Source organism: Domibacillus mangrovi (assembly GCF_001906925.1).
Lineage (GTDB): Bacteria > Bacillota > Bacilli > Bacillales > Domibacillaceae > Domibacillus > Domibacillus mangrovi.
In genome coordinates, this window is sequence record NZ_MRWQ01000001.1 from 140,235 (window position 1) to 153,879 (window position 13,645).

Annotated in this window: 18 protein-coding genes; 1 reads left to right on the plus strand and 17 read right to left on the minus strand. The window is 43.0% G+C overall.

The genetic code is table 11. From position 1 onward, the window contains the following. Positions 1–3 precede the first annotated feature (3 nt). The 9 genes from panD to BLL40_RS00675 all read right to left on the minus strand — a co-directional run bounded on the left by panD (position 4) and on the right by BLL40_RS00675 (position 7,145). Entirely contained in the window at positions 4–387 is a 384-nt protein-coding gene (gene panD, locus BLL40_RS00635; RefSeq protein WP_073709979.1) for an aspartate 1-decarboxylase, read from the minus strand. Then, the gene (panC, locus tag BLL40_RS00640) at positions 372–1,244 is read right to left on the minus strand and encodes a pantoate--beta-alanine ligase (protein WP_073709980.1); all 873 of its coding nucleotides are present in this window, start codon (positions 1,242–1,244) and stop codon (positions 372–374) included. The genes panD and panC overlap by 16 nt, the downstream gene beginning before the upstream one ends. Next, the gene (gene panB, locus BLL40_RS00645) at positions 1,241–2,080 is read right to left on the minus strand and encodes a 3-methyl-2-oxobutanoate hydroxymethyltransferase (protein ID WP_073709981.1); all 840 of its coding nucleotides are present in this window, start codon (positions 2,078–2,080) and stop codon (positions 1,241–1,243) included. Before panB ends, panC begins: the two co-directional genes overlap by 4 nt. Positions 2,081–2,331: 251 nt before the next feature. Then, a complete protein-coding gene (locus tag BLL40_RS00650; protein WP_073709982.1) occupies positions 2,332–3,306 on the minus strand; it encodes a biotin--[acetyl-CoA-carboxylase] ligase in 975 nt (324 codons plus the stop codon). Beyond that, positions 3,291–4,484 carry a CCA tRNA nucleotidyltransferase gene (locus BLL40_RS00655; protein ID WP_083566152.1) on the minus strand — a complete coding sequence of 398 codons (1,194 nt, stop codon included), beginning with the start codon at positions 4,482–4,484 and terminating at the stop codon, positions 3,291–3,293. Before BLL40_RS00655 ends, BLL40_RS00650 begins: the two co-directional genes overlap by 16 nt. After that, positions 4,477–5,619 carry an N-acetyl-alpha-D-glucosaminyl L-malate synthase BshA gene (gene bshA, locus BLL40_RS00660; RefSeq protein WP_073709983.1) on the minus strand — a complete coding sequence of 381 codons (1,143 nt, stop codon included), beginning with the start codon at positions 5,617–5,619 and terminating at the stop codon, positions 4,477–4,479. Before bshA ends, BLL40_RS00655 begins: the two co-directional genes overlap by 8 nt. A 1-nt stretch (position 5,620) precedes the next feature. Further along, positions 5,621–6,013, minus strand: a complete 393-nt coding sequence (gene mgsA, locus BLL40_RS00665) for a methylglyoxal synthase (protein ID WP_073709984.1) — start codon at positions 6,011–6,013, stop codon at positions 5,621–5,623. Between the two features lie 14 nt (positions 6,014–6,027). After that, positions 6,028–6,825, minus strand: coding sequence for a 4-hydroxy-tetrahydrodipicolinate reductase (gene dapB, locus BLL40_RS00670; protein ID WP_073709985.1), 798 nt, complete (start codon positions 6,823–6,825; stop codon positions 6,028–6,030). Beyond that, entirely contained in the window at positions 6,822–7,145 is a 324-nt protein-coding gene (locus tag BLL40_RS00675; protein ID WP_083566154.1) for a nucleotide pyrophosphohydrolase, read from the minus strand. Before BLL40_RS00675 ends, dapB begins: the two co-directional genes overlap by 4 nt. Positions 7,146–7,252: 107 nt before the next feature. Here BLL40_RS00675 and BLL40_RS00680 point away from each other — a divergent pair, with 107 nt between their 5' ends. Next, complete coding sequence (locus BLL40_RS00680; protein ID WP_073709987.1) at positions 7,253–8,122, plus strand: YitT family protein; 870 nt, start codon at positions 7,253–7,255, stop codon at positions 8,120–8,122. Positions 8,123–8,160: 38 nt separating this feature from the next. Here BLL40_RS00680 and BLL40_RS00685 read toward each other — a convergent pair whose 3' ends face one another. The 8 genes from BLL40_RS00685 to BLL40_RS00720 form a co-directional block, all read right to left on the minus strand. Further along, positions 8,161–8,841, minus strand: coding sequence for a zinc metallopeptidase (locus BLL40_RS00685; RefSeq protein WP_073709988.1), 681 nt, complete (start codon positions 8,839–8,841; stop codon positions 8,161–8,163). A 71-nt stretch (positions 8,842–8,912) separates the two neighbouring features. Continuing rightward, positions 8,913–9,119 (minus strand): sporulation protein YpjB, encoded by a 207-nt coding sequence (locus BLL40_RS00690; protein WP_073709989.1) that lies wholly within the window; start codon positions 9,117–9,119, stop codon positions 8,913–8,915. A gap of 63 nt (positions 9,120–9,182) precedes the next feature. Next, positions 9,183–9,761, minus strand: a complete 579-nt coding sequence (gene lhaT / locus BLL40_RS00695) for a lipoprotein heptaprenylglyceryl N-acetyltransferase LhaT (protein ID WP_073709990.1) — start codon at positions 9,759–9,761, stop codon at positions 9,183–9,185. A 338-nt stretch (positions 9,762–10,099) separates the two neighbouring features. Then, positions 10,100–10,867, minus strand: a complete 768-nt coding sequence (locus tag BLL40_RS00700) for a menaquinol-cytochrome c reductase cytochrome b/c subunit (RefSeq protein ID WP_073709991.1) — start codon at positions 10,865–10,867, stop codon at positions 10,100–10,102. Between the two features lie 45 nt (positions 10,868–10,912). Then, positions 10,913–11,587 (minus strand): menaquinol-cytochrome c reductase cytochrome b subunit, encoded by a 675-nt coding sequence (gene qcrB, locus BLL40_RS00705; protein WP_018393778.1) that lies wholly within the window; start codon positions 11,585–11,587, stop codon positions 10,913–10,915. A 14-nt stretch (positions 11,588–11,601) separates the two neighbouring features. Then, positions 11,602–12,105: a Rieske (2Fe-2S) protein gene (locus BLL40_RS00710; protein ID WP_073709992.1), complete on the minus strand. Its 504-nt coding sequence runs from the start codon at positions 12,103–12,105 to the stop codon at positions 11,602–11,604. Positions 12,106–12,258: 153 nt separating this feature from the next. Next, entirely contained in the window at positions 12,259–12,720 is a 462-nt protein-coding gene (locus BLL40_RS00715; protein WP_073709993.1) for a YpiF family protein, read from the minus strand. 358 nt (positions 12,721–13,078) lie between these two features. Continuing rightward, a complete protein-coding gene (locus BLL40_RS00720) occupies positions 13,079–13,642 on the minus strand; it encodes a ReoY family proteolytic degradation factor (protein ID WP_095532803.1) in 564 nt (187 codons plus the stop codon). Positions 13,643–13,645: the final 3 nt, after the last annotated feature.

Consider the following 13,645-nt stretch of genomic DNA (forward strand, 5'->3'; position numbering starts at 1 on the left):
AGGTTACATAATAGTTGCAGCCGGTTCCTGATGCAGCATGTCCGCAATGTGATTGTTCTCGTCCATAATCAGTACGTTTGGTTTATGATCTTTCACTTTTTCTTCCGCGACCATCACATACGAAATAATGATCACAGTGTCTCCGGGCTGTACGAGCCGCGCTGCTGCACCGTTTAAACAGATAACACCGCTCCCCCGCTCGCCTGGAATAATATACGTTTCAAGACGTGCACCATTATTATTATTAACGATTTGCACCTTTTCATTTGCCATCATACCCGCTGCATCGAGTAAATTTTCATCAATTGTAATGCTTCCAACGTAGTTTAAATTTGCTTCTGTCACCGTTGCACGGTGAATTTTACCATTCATCATTGTTCGAAACATGACGCCCCTCCTTCCATAGTTAAAATGACATTATCAATTAACCGGGCATTTTTATATTGAACAGCCGCCGCTATTATAATCATTCTCTCTACTTTCCGTACTGGTTCAAGCTCCGGATACGAAAGAATTTCTACATATTCTACTTCCGCGCCTGAATGATCCCGCAAATAATCAATGGCTTGTTCTCTTAAACGTTCCACATTTATTTCACCGGCTTCAAGCGCTTCTCTCGCATGAGAAAGGGCATTGTAAATCGCCGGCGCTTTTTCACGTTCTTCTGGTAGCAAATATACATTACGCGAGCTTTTCGCAAGTCCGTCTTTTTCTCGTACCGTATCAACACCAACGATCGTAACAGACACATTGAGGGAATCGACTAAACCATAAATAACCGCCAACTGCTGTGCATCTTTTTTACCGAAATACGCCTTATCTGGCTCAGTCATATGAAACAGCTTTAAGACAACAGTTGCAACACCATCAAAATGGCCTTCCCTCTTTAATCCGCATAGTGCATTCGTCCGTTTTTTTACTGTTAACACGACTGCCGGCTCGTCTGGATACATATCGTCAACAGATGGCATAAACAAGTAATCAACGCCACAACTTTTTGCCAGTTCTGTATCATGTTCCGGATCACGTGGATACCGTTCATAATCTTCGTTCGGACCGAATTGAAGCGGATTGACGAAAATAGACATAATGACCACATCATTTTCCTTCCGTGCCTGTTTCGCCAATGTGATGTGCCCTTCATGTAAAAACCCCATTGTCGGCACGAAGCCGATGGTCTGTCCGTTCTTTTTTTCCGTGTGGACGATATCTCTTAATTGCGCTACGGCTCGGATCACCTTCATGGTTGCACACCTCCATACAGCTGGTCAAGTTCATCTTCATTCATCGTAAATGCATGTTCAGCAGCCGGAAAAACGCCTGCTTTTACATCTGTCACGTACGACTGAATAGCCGGTACACCTTGATTGTCAAAATCCGCATAGCTTTTCACAAATTTTGCCGTGCGGTCGACACCGTAGCGCACTAGGTCATGATACACAAGGACCTGTCCATCTGTTTTGGCGCCCGCACCAATGCCGATCACAGGTATTTGTAGCGCTTTTGAGATCGTTTCAGCCACTTGATGCGGCACACACTCAAGTACCAGCATAAATGCACCGGCCTGTTCCATCGCCTTCGCATCAGCCAGGAGACGATGGGCCGCTTCAGCTGTTTTTCCTTGTACTTTATATCCACCCATCACCCCCACAGACTGAGGTGTTAAACCAAGATGGGCACAAACCGGTACTCCTGCGGCCGTTAACTCATGAACACGATCGACAATATCTCCGGCTCCTTCTACTTTTACCGCATCTGCTCCTGCTTCTTGCATCAGCTTTTGTGCCGCTTTCATCGTTTCTTCTTTGTTTATGTGATACGTCATAAATGGCATATCCGTAATCGTAAATGTATCAGATGCACCGCGCTTTACTGCTTTCGTATGATGAATCATATCGTCAAGCGTCACCGATACGGTGGACTCGTAGCCAAGAACGGTCATACCGAGTGAATCACCGACAAGAACAACGTCTGCTCCACCTGATTTTACTTGTTTTGCTGATGGAAAGTCATAAGCGGTAACCATAGCAATATTTTCGTTATTTGCTTTCATTTTGATGAAATCCTCTGTTCTTTTCATCTGTTCGCCCTCCTTTTAAATTAGAGGAGACGAAACAATATAAAAAGGGTCCTCAGCAAAAAGGCAGAAGGACCCGTTCAATACGGTTTGAATGTTTCGACCCTCTGTCCCTGTCCGTATGGATCAAGGCAGTTTACGTCTTATTTTATTAGGTGAAATTTTATTTTCACTTGTTTAACCGGTGCAGCTCACTTGATACCGCCTGATTCAAGTTTATTATAGCAGGGTGTTTATTTTTTGACTACGATAATTTACTGTTCAATTTCAATATCGGCTGAATAAATATTATGAATGATTCCATTTTCATCTTCCAATTTCAAAACACCTTCATCGGTAATGCCGAGCGCTTTACCACGAATTGTCCCGGTGACAGTACGTGCAATAATATGACGTCCGATTGATATGGCATATGATTCCCATTTCTCTTTAATGAGACTGAATCCATTCATTGTATATTCATCGTAATACGTCTCCAACTTTTTCATGATTGCTTGAACAATTTTTGCACGCGAGACCGTTTCCCCTTTTTCAATCGAAATCGATGTGGCAATCTCAGCAAGCTCTTCTGGAAATTCAGGCTGGTTCACATTCACACCGATGCCAATGATAATCGAGCGGATCTGATCAGAGTCTGCTTGCAATTCAGTTAAAATACCTGTGATTTTTTTCCCATTTAGCAATAGATCATTCGGCCATTTAATGGACGGCATGACACCTGCTACATCACGAATTGCTTCTGTAACGGCAACTGCCGTAATAAGCGTAAACTGCGGGGCTTTAAAGGGAGGCAGTTCCGGCTTTAAAATGAGGCTCATCCAGATACCTGTATATTTTGGCGATTTCCATGTACGTGCCATCCGCCCCCGTCCCGCTGTTTGCTCTTCTGCGATGACGAGCGTACCCTCTTCTGCTTCCTCTGCAATTTGATGCGCTTCTTTTTGCGTTGATTCTACACTTTCTTTAAAAACAATCCGCTTGCCTAGACGGTTTGTTTCAAGCCCGATCAGCAATTCATTTTCACTTACTTTATCCGGCTTGGACGTAATACGGTACCCTTTTTTCCTGACCACTTCGAGCTCGAATCCTTCCTGGCGAAGTGATTCAATATGCTTCCAAACTGCTGTGCGTGAACAGCCAATCCTATCAGCAAGCGCTTGTCCGGAGACGAATTCGCCGTCTGCTTTTGAAAAAGTTTCAAGCAACGTATGCTTTACAGAAGATTGCACGACCGCAACCACTCCTTTATTTGTTCTTTCTCATTTTCAATTTTACGGTTCACAACCGCTTTTTCGGCTAATACGAGACATTCTTTAATCCAAATGCCGCGTTGTTTTCCGCTCCACTCCATTAAATCAGAACCCGTTAAGTCTAACTCATCCCTGTCTTTGATCGGCAGTGCCTGCCAGCGGGAGATGACGTCTGCTGATTTTGATTCACGTCCGTCAAGCACCGCTTCTACTTCAGCACAGTCAACAGATGCTTCAATCTGTGCCTCATATAACAGAATATCGTGCCAGCCTTCTGCCCGCACTCTTCTTAACGTACGAACACCTTTTTCAATTCGTTTAATCCGTTTCGCTGACATGCGCCAGTTACGTAAAAAGTCTGTTACATGTCTGTCTGCTACTTCAAAAGCAATAAGTAGCCACATTTGATCTGCATTTAATGACTTTAACGTCCTTGCAGCGATTTGGGCAAGTGCTTTTTTTTGACCGGAAAGACCCGGTAGAAACAGAAAAAGGCCTGTCTCAATGAGGACAGATAATCCTTTCTCTTTAGCTAAGCCCGCCAATAACTTATCCATTTCATTCAATTTTCGTTCAACCGCAATGTGTGACAAAAACGGCGCATATTCTTTCATTGCCTGCCTCGTGTCCATATCAAGTTCGAACGAAAGCTGACTGGCAAATCGAGCGGCACGCATCATACGGAGTGCATCTTCTGAGAATCTTTCTGATGCACTTCCCACAGTCCGAATCATTCGGTTATTCAAGTCTTGCCGTCCATTAAACGGATCGATAAACTGCCCATCTGACATCATAGCCATTGCATTCATCGTAAAATCACGACGTTTTAAATCTTCTTCCAGCGACCGGACGAACTGGACATCGTCCGGCCTTCTAAAATCACTATACGCGGATTCTGTGCGAAATGTGGTTACTTCGAAACTTTGGCCTTTAAGCAAAATAAGAACGGTTCCGTGCTCAATCCCGACGTCTACTGTGTGAAAAAAGACGGTTTTGACTTCATTTGGCGTGGCTGATGTTGCAATATCTACGTCATGAATAGGTCTATTTAAAAAAAGATCTCGTACAGCCCCTCCTACAAAGTAGGCTTCATAACCGGCCGCTTCAAGCGCCTGTAAGATCGGGAAAGCTTCTTTTAAAAAAGGATGGTCAATCATGATCATTCTCCTTTAACAGACGGTCATACACACGTTCATATTGCTCTACAATATCCGCTGAATGAAAACGGGTCTTCACCGTTTCAATGGCTTCATTTTTTACTTTTTCATACAACCATTGATCCGTTAATAGTGCTATAGCCGCTTCACTGATCGCTTCAATGTCCCCAACCGGACAGACGAACCCATTCTTTCCATCGTCAATCACTTCTGGAATCCCGCCCACATTTGTTCCAATACACGGTACACCGCACGCCATCGCTTCAAGCGCAACGAGACCGAAGCTTTCTTTTTCAGACAAAAGCAGCTTCAAGTCACTAATCGCATACAATTCTGCTAAATTGTCCTGCTTGCCTAGATAAAGGACACGCCCTTCAATCCCCAGCTCTTGGACAAGCCGGCAGACAGCTGTCATTTCAGGGCCATCGCCGACAAGAAGAAGTTTCGCAGGCATTGTCTCCACAATACGAGCAAATACATTCACAACATCTGTAACCCGCTTTACTGGCCGGAAGTTCGACACATGAATAATGACTTTTTCATCGTCTTCAATGCCATACTCTTGTTTTAAATGATAAATCGATTTAATTGGCCGGTAAACACGCTCGTCAATGAAGTTGTGTACTGTTTCAATGTATTTCTCCGGCGCAATCAGTTCCTTTGTCTGGCTTACAAGTGAATGAGATACAGCGGTAACTGCATCAGACTGTTCAATGCCAAATTTAATTGCCTGCGTGAGCGACGAATCAGATCCGAGCACCGTAATATCCGTTCCGTGCAGTGTTGTCACAATTTTCACGTTTGATTTTGCCATTTGTTTTCCTAAAATCGCACAAACTGCATGTGGAATAGCGTAATGCACGTGTAATATATCAAGCTTTTCCCTCTCAATGACATCCGCCATTTTGCTAGCAAGCGCAATATCATACGGTGGATATTGAAACACGGAGTATTGATTGACATCCACTTGATGAAAGTAAATATTATGGTACATTCGGTTCAGACGGAATGGAACAGCCGATGTAATGAAATGAATATTGTGCCCCTTTTCTGCCAGCAGCTTTCCAAGCTCCGTCGCTACAACGCCGGAGCCGCCAACTGTTGGATAACACGTTATACCAATGTTAAGTCTCATCTTATTCGCCTGCCGTTCCCTCACTCATCTCTGCTATAATACCGTTTACGATTGCGCGTGCTGTTCCAATGTTTGTCGCAAGCGGAACCGCATATACGTCGCAAAGACGCAAAAGTGCCGTTACATCTGGCTCATGCGGTTGTGCTGTTAACGGATCACGGAAGAAAAATACAAAATCAATTTCGCCACGGGCAACGCGGGCACCAATTTCCTGATCGCCTCCAAGCGGACCTGATTGAAAACGATGCACGTTAAGAGCAGTTGCTTCCATAATTCTAGTACCGGTCGTACCGGTCGCAAATAATGAATGCAAACCAAATACGTCTTTATGAAGTGAAACAAAATCGATTAAAGCATCTTTCTTTTTATCATGTGCAATAAGTGCAATGTTCATAAATAAACCCTCCATTAATCAAGAATGTTTTCAAGACCGTACACAAGCGTTTTTGTTTTCATCACCGTTTCAACACACACTTTTACACCGGACATAAAGGAAGCCCGATTGTATGAATCGTGACGGATTGTGAGCGTTTCACCATCTGCACCAAATAATACTTGCTGATGAGCAATTAATCCTGGCAAACGAATACTGTGAATATGCATCCCGTTCATTTCTGCACCACGTGCACCTGGAAGCGTTTCTTTTTCTTCCGGGTGGCCTTGCTGCTTCGGTTCGCGCACGTCATTAATCATTTGGGCTGTTTTTACCGCTGTACCGGACGGCGCATCTAATTTTTTATCATGATGCAATTCAATGATTTCCACGTCGCCAAAATATTTTGCAGCCAATTGTGAAAATTTCATCATCAATACGGCACCAATGGCAAAGTTTGGTGCAATAATGCACCCAAGCTCTTTTGATTCTGATAACTCTTTTAACTCCTGAAGCTGTTCATCCGTGAATCCCGTTGTGCCGACAACAGGACGAATACCATGCTCCAGCGCTGCTTTCGTATGTATATAGCCAAATTCAGGGGTCGTCAAATCAATTAATACATCAGCTAATTGATCTGAAAAACAGTCGCGTATATCTGTATAAATCGGTGCGTCTGATCCTTTAAATCCGATATCTGACAACGTTTCGCCACCGTGTTTCCGATCAAGCGCTGCCACTAGTTCAAATTCTGGTGTGTCCATCACCATTTTTACTGCTTCTTCTCCCATGCGGCCTCGTGGACCTGCAATAATGACACGAATACTGCTCATTGTTGTTCCTCCTCGATTTTCGTCCAGCGGTCTTTATCTCTCGTCTGGAATTTAGTCATGACCTGGTCGTGTGCTGTTTGTAAGTCGATATCAAGCGAATTTGCGAGACAAATTGCCACGAACAAAACATCGCCGAGTTCTTCTTCAATCGTCTTTTCTTCTTCTGTCGATTTTTTCGGTTTTTCCCCATAATAATGGTTTATTTCACGCGCAAGCTCACCTAATTCTTCTGTCAAGCGCGCCATCATCGCTAGCGGACTGAAATAACCTTCTTTAAACTGGCTGATATAATTATCGACTTCTTTTTGCATATCCCGCATTGATTTATCCACTTTATTCACCACTTTCTCTACCTATGTTACTAATTATAAACAGACGGCGCAATTTTTTTCTGCTTATCGTTATAATAAAAGGAAGGAGGGATTTTATGTTTTTTAGCTTGCGTTTCAAAAATATCTTATTTATTTTACTCGGTTCGACTATTTTTTCATTCGGACTCGTTCATTTTAACATGCAAAACAATTTAGCAGAAGGCGGATTCACGGGTATTACGCTTTTATTATACAGCTTTTTTCATATTAATCCGGCTTATTCCAATCTTTTGCTGAATATTCCGCTTTTTCTCATCGGATGGAAATTGCTCGGACGTGTATCATTTTATTACACACTCATTGGTACGTTCAGCGTCTCCCTTTTTTTGTGGATTTTTCAGCGCTGGCAGTTTCACATTCCACTTCATGACGATCTGTTTCTCGCTGCTTTATTTGCCGGTGTCTTTATCGGTGTCGGGCTCGGCATTACGTTCCGATATGGCGGCACAACCGGCGGCGTCGATATTATTGCACGGCTTTTGTACAAATACCGGCAGATTAGTATGGGGAAAACAATGTTTATTTTTGATGCATGCGTCATCCTTGCCTCTCTTCTCACCTATATTGATTACCGGGAAGCAATGTATACACTGGTCGCCGTGTTCACTGGTGCACGCGTCATTGACTTCATGCAAGATGGAGCGTATGCAGCGCGCGGTGCGATGATTATTTCTAATCAACACGAGGAGATTGCCGCTGAAATAAACAAACGGATGGATCGGGGTGTTACTATTTTAAAAGGATATGGTTCCTACACGAAACAACGGCGTGATGTGCTCTACTGTGTCGTCGGTAAAAATGAAATTGTCCGATTAAAAAATATGATTCACGCTGTTGATCCACATGCATTTGTATCCGTTACAGTCGTTCATGACGTATTTGGCGAAGGATTCACGCTGGATGAAAACAAACAGCCGATCCAATAACAAAAGCACCGGAATCATGAAGATTCTGGTGCCTTTGATTAATCATCACTTTGCTGCATACCTGTATACATTAAGAGCAACCGCACAAGTTCAAGTACGGCAACTGCTGCAGCGGCAACATATGTCATTGCAGCAGCATTTAACACTTTCCTTGCTTTTCGTTCTTCATCATTCCGGATAATCCCGGATGACACAATTTGATTCATTGCACGATTGGAAGCATTGAATTCCACGGGCAATGTGATTACCTGGAACAATACACCCGCTGCCATTAACACAATACCGAGCAACAGCATGTTTGTCATTGTCGAAAAGATACCGATCATAATAAATACCCATGATAAGTTTGAACTAATATTCGCTACGGGCACAAGTGCATGACGGAAACGAAGAAACGCATATGCTTCTTTATCTTGAATAGCATGGCCCACTTCATGCGCTGCGACAGCGGCGCCAGCAACAGAATGACCGTGAAAATTATTTGATGATAAATGAACCGTTTTTGTCATCGGGTTATAATGATCGCTTAAAACTCCATGTGTCTCCACTACGCTTACTTGCTGCAAACCATTGTCATCGAGAATACGTCTCGCTGTTTGAGCGCCAGTAATACCTGTGGAAACCGGGACTTGTGAATATTTTTTGTACGTACTTTTCACCTTAAATTGCGCCCATAATGGTACGATAATAATAATCGCAAAGTACAGTAGAAAACTCATTTACTTCCGTCTACCTCCATGTATACTATCATTTTTGTTACTATTATTGTACCGGTCTATTCCCCTATACGTCAATGTTTACGCTTCACAACTTCTTCTTTTTTCATTCCCTTATACTTTTTTCTCCCTGTATATACAAGTGCTGAAATGATCACACCGCCAGTCAGCGCCGTTACATGAATGAGCTGTTCTTTTTCTCTCGGCTTCATCTCTTCAGCACCGCTCACCGGAACAAATACGAGAAGGAAACTCCATATAAAGGCGATGATTTTATCCATCTCTATTCCCCCCATCTACATGTCATAGTATATGCAGACTGATGGAGAAAAGATGATGATTTATCACCAGATTGTCCGGCTTGATCTAACGCACACGTACCATGTGACAAAAATCGATACAACGCTTAGCCAGAATGTAAAATAGCCAATCTCATGAATGTACAAATGAAGCTGTGAATAAACAGGATACTGCATATATACGTAATCAATCATCTCATTATGTAGAGTCCATACAGATGCAATCACTAAATGGATGACTTTAACCTTAAAAAATGGTGCATATAATAGTCCCTGTATTGCCATACCGAGATGAGAAGCGACAAGCATCCAGCCAAGCCACGACAAATGCCCCGTCACGATTAGCGTTAAAAGATTCATTACAACGGCCCATATTCCATATTTAAATAGTGTCATGACAGCGAGTGCCTGCACAAGACTCCATCTGCGTCCAATCAGCAAGCCGAATAAGGCAATCGTAAAAAACAAACTCGCTGTCGGACTATCTGGCACAAACGGCAGAAAAATCGCAGGTGTCTGTTTGAGCTGAGGCATGTACCAAATATATCCATAAATAGTGCCTACTACGTTTATCAAAAACAGTGTCCACATAAACGAGCGGTTTGACAAAAAAAAGTACAGCATCGGTAATCCTCCATAAATTGAAACTTTCATCAGTGGGGGCTTTAGGTCTACAGGACGTGGGTCATGCAGACGCTGTCACAGGACGTGACGATCTTCGGTCTTAGTCTACGTTCTGCTATCCCAACTAATGAAGAGAACTCAAGTAAAGAGCGCCGCGTCCTGCAGCAATATTTGAGTGACCAGGCTCAGCCTGACCCGAACCAATCGGGCCTTTATGGGCAGTTAACCCTCCACTTATCTTCTTCGATTCCTCAAAGTCTTGAAATGGGGTTTTTACTGCCCGTTAATCTGCGATAAAAAAAGAACCGCCGAGCAACTTCGGCAGTCCTTTCTTTTAGTTATTTTGCTTCAAGCGTCGAAATAAATTCAGACAATTTAACGAGATCTTCGTCATTGCCTTTATACATTCCGGCAGGCATGCCACCTTGACCGTTCTTTGCAATGTTAGCAATTTCTTCTGGCGTTAATCCAGTGCCAATAAGTGACGGAGCAGCTGCTCCTCCGGATAACGTATCTCCATGACAGTTAATACAGCCATTTTCTTGATAGATTTTGAATCCATCGGAATTTGTGTCAATTTCTGCTTCTTCTACGATGGCTCCCATTGCTTCTTTCGCTTCCCAGTCAACTGCATCGACTGATTCCCATGTGAGGTAAACAACTGATGCAAATGATAGCAGCATAAAGCCTGTCGCGAATGGACGCTGCGTCGGACGGCGTTTCGGTCCGCGATCGATAAACGGAGCAAGCATCAATCCACCGAATGCAAGACCTGGAATGATAAAACCGCCAATTACATTATATGGACCTGAAGCATATGTGTATTTAAGCAATTGATATAGAAACAAGAAATACCAGTCAGGCAATGGAAGATAGCCTGTATCTGTCGGATCTGCTACACGCTCAAGCGGTGATGGATGAGCGATTGTTAAGCATAGATAACCGACTAGGAATACGGACCCAACCATCCATTCCTTCAAAAGGAAGTTTGGCCAGAAAGCTTCCGTTTTGCCCGGATATTCCGAATAATCTTTTGGAATATTTGGTTTGCGTTCTGCCGGTATACGTGAGTCGCCGACGAACTTCATCCCTTTTCCACGATGCATTGTGTCCCCTCCTTCTTTTTTAAAGAATAACGGTTAATTTATTTTTTATAACGGTCCTGAAATACCTTGTTTGCGGATCATGATAAAGTGACCTGCCATTAGAGCAAGAAGAGCCGCTGGCAAGAAGAACACATGAATCGCAAAGAAACGAGTTAACGTTTGCGCACCAATAATATCAGGATGTCCGGCAAGCAATACTTTCAATTCGTGACCAATCAGCGGTGTTGAAGCCGCAATCTCAATCCCTACTTTTGTCGCAAATAATGCTTTCATATCCCAAGGAAGCAAGTAACCTGTGAAACCAAGCCCGAGCATAACGAAGAAAATAAGTACACCGACAACCCAGTTCAATTCACGCGGCTTTTTGTACGCTCCTTGGAAGAATACACGTAACGTATGTAAAAACATCATAACGATAACGAGGCTCGCACCCCAGTGATGCATACCACGTACAATTACACCAAAAGCAACTTCATTTTGTAAATAATAAACAGATTCCCAAGCATTTTTAATGTCTGGCACATAGTACATTGTCAAAAACATCCCTGACAAAATTTGAATGACAGTGACAAAAAACGTCAGACCGCCAAAACAGTATACGAATGCCGAAAAATGATGGGCCGGGTTTACGTGCTCAGGCACTTCGTGGTCGGCAATATCGCGCCACATTGGCGTAATATCGAGACGTTCGTCAACCCAGTCATAAATTTTATTAAGCATTTATTACGCCTCCTTTACACGTTGTTTGCCTCCGGTTTGCCGAGTTGCAGCAAGCCGTCTTTTTCAGCTGTTGGATAAACATCAAGCGGTTTAAGCGGTGGTGTACCTGGAACATTTTTTCCGTTCTTTTCGTACAGGCCGTTATGGCATGGACAGAAAAACTTGTCTTTATGATCGTTTCCTTCCCAGCTGACTGTGCAGCCAAGATGTTTACACACTGGTGATAATGCAACGATGTCGCCTTTGTTATTTTTGTATACCCAGGCGGTGTGCGTTACTTCAGATGTGTACCATGCATCGGTTTGCTCATAAGAAAAGTCGACGCGTACAGGCGTATCCGTTAATTCAGATACTTTTTGCTGTGTCGGATGGAAATCGCCGGCTGCTTCTCCTTTCAGCACTGGATCTACAGCAAAACGCACCATCGGCATCAACATGCCCGCTGCCATGAAACCGCCTACACCTGTTAATGTGTAGTTCAGGAACTGACGTCTTGATACAGGTTGTTTTTTACTCATTCTTTTCCCCCCTCTATACAATAAGCTTCGTCCACGACGGACCGTGTATGAGCATAAACATAAACTAGGACATCATTATGATAATCTATACAACGTAACAGGTCAATAACATCCGGAATGAAAACAGATATTAGGTTGTGACGATTTTTTGAATTATGATACACTATCCTGCCATTTCTGTACAATAATATTGACAATTTGCTTTGCCTGGTTTTCAATCAGTGAATATTTCACACTGTCTTCCATATCCCCAAGCGGTACAGATGGCACCCAAATAACAGCCGCACCCGTTTCTTCTTCCCTTTCTCTCCATCTGCTATCTGATGTGAATAAGAAGACATGTTTAAATCCTGCTTTTTTCAGCCTATCTGTCCACTCAGCAGCATCGCTTGCCCATTCATCAAGATCCGGCAAATAAGCGTGCGGAGGTGTGACGAGCAAACGCCCTTTAAATTGTTTTTCAAGAAATGTGACGAGCAGTTGAATAAATTCATACTGTTCTGCTGCTCCACTCATACCCGGACCAAAGTCAGCCGGCACAACAGGTACAATAGCCGTGTCAATATACTCTTTTTGTTGCAAAAAAAGAGCCGTATCTTTCCCATTCCAGTTCATTTTTCTCACCTCTTTTTTTATTCCGCATTATCGGGCAGTATGATCTTCTTTTCAAGAGCTTCAAGGGGTACAGGGATTCAAAGAAGCATAGATTGGGATCAACGCCCGCTTGGTTCGGGTCAGGCTGATCCTGGTCACTCAAATGTTCCCGCAGGACGCGGCGCTCTTTACTTGAGTTCTCTTCATTAGTTGGGATAGCGGAACGCAGACTAAGACCGTCACGTCCTGTGACAACGTCTGTATGACCCACGTCCTGTAGGCCTAAACCCGACCAATGGAAGTTTTACTTTATCATACACTCCCTTTTCTACTGTTGCAAACATAAGTGCGGGGCAATTGACAAAAGAAAAACGTCTGTTTACTTATCAGACGTTTTAATATGTTTTGCGAGGTCATTTAATTGATCAGTCAACTGTAAAAAGCATTCTTTGTCTCCCCGATCAAGTGCTTCATCAATTTTTTCATTGAGTCGATCGCGTTGAAATTCATAGACACTCCATTTCAAAAACTGTTCTGCCAATTCTTTTTCTTTTTCTGTTAACCTTATTTGCTTTGGCATAAAAGGATTTTCTTCTCGTACAGCTGCATATTGATGCGACTGAGGAGCACCGTTAAACTTCAATTCAATAAAAATGTCTTCTTCTTTATTTAAACGTATATCATGAAACGATTTCTCCGCGTCTGTTGTCATAATATTGTCTTTAAAAAAACGAAACGGTGCGCTGTCTACACAGTGTGCAGACATAATCATGCCGCGCGGGCAATATTGGGCATCATCGACAAAGTGCACATTTTCCATCAGCTGATCGTGACTCATTAAATAGTTTAAAATCCAGACAGATTCTCTTCTTTTCAACTGATAATGATTTAAAAACCAGCGGATAAAATCTTTTTTCTCATGAGCGGAAACCGGGGCAGTCACTAT

Coding starts and splice junctions, on each gene's coding strand:
- panC (WP_073709980.1), bottom strand. CDS start 1,244: ATGAAGGTGATCCGAGCCGTAGCGCAATTAAGAGATATCGTCCACACG.
- BLL40_RS00715 (WP_073709993.1), bottom strand. CDS start 12,720: ATGAACTGGAATGGGAAAGATACGGCTCTTTTTTTGCAACAAAAAGAG.
- BLL40_RS00655 (WP_083566152.1), bottom strand. CDS start 4,484: ATGATTGACCATCCTTTTTTAAAAGAAGCTTTCCCGATCTTACAGGCG.
- bshA (WP_073709983.1), bottom strand. CDS start 5,619: ATGAGACTTAACATTGGTATAACGTGTTATCCAACAGTTGGCGGCTCC.
- BLL40_RS00685 (WP_073709988.1), bottom strand. CDS start 8,841: ATGAGTTTTCTACTGTACTTTGCGATTATTATTATCGTACCATTATGG.
- BLL40_RS00700 (WP_073709991.1), bottom strand. CDS start 10,867: ATGCATCGTGGAAAAGGGATGAAGTTCGTCGGCGACTCACGTATACCG.
- BLL40_RS00680 (WP_073709987.1), top strand. CDS start 7,253: ATGTTTTTTAGCTTGCGTTTCAAAAATATCTTATTTATTTTACTCGGT.
- BLL40_RS00675 (WP_083566154.1), bottom strand. CDS start 7,145: ATGCGGGATATGCAAAAAGAAGTCGATAATTATATCAGCCAGTTTAAA.
- qcrB (WP_018393778.1), bottom strand. CDS start 11,587: ATGCTTAATAAAATTTATGACTGGGTTGACGAACGTCTCGATATTACG.
- BLL40_RS00710 (WP_073709992.1), bottom strand. CDS start 12,105: ATGAGTAAAAAACAACCTGTATCAAGACGTCAGTTCCTGAACTACACA.
- lhaT (WP_073709990.1), bottom strand. CDS start 9,761: ATGCTGTACTTTTTTTTGTCAAACCGCTCGTTTATGTGGACACTGTTT.
- dapB (WP_073709985.1), bottom strand. CDS start 6,825: ATGAGCAGTATTCGTGTCATTATTGCAGGTCCACGAGGCCGCATGGGA.
- mgsA (WP_073709984.1), bottom strand. CDS start 6,013: ATGAACATTGCACTTATTGCACATGATAAAAAGAAAGATGCTTTAATC.
- panD (WP_073709979.1), bottom strand. CDS start 387: ATGTTTCGAACAATGATGAATGGTAAAATTCACCGTGCAACGGTGACA.
- panB (WP_073709981.1), bottom strand. CDS start 2,080: ATGAAAAGAACAGAGGATTTCATCAAAATGAAAGCAAATAACGAAAAT.
- BLL40_RS00690 (WP_073709989.1), bottom strand. CDS start 9,119: ATGGATAAAATCATCGCCTTTATATGGAGTTTCCTTCTCGTATTTGTT.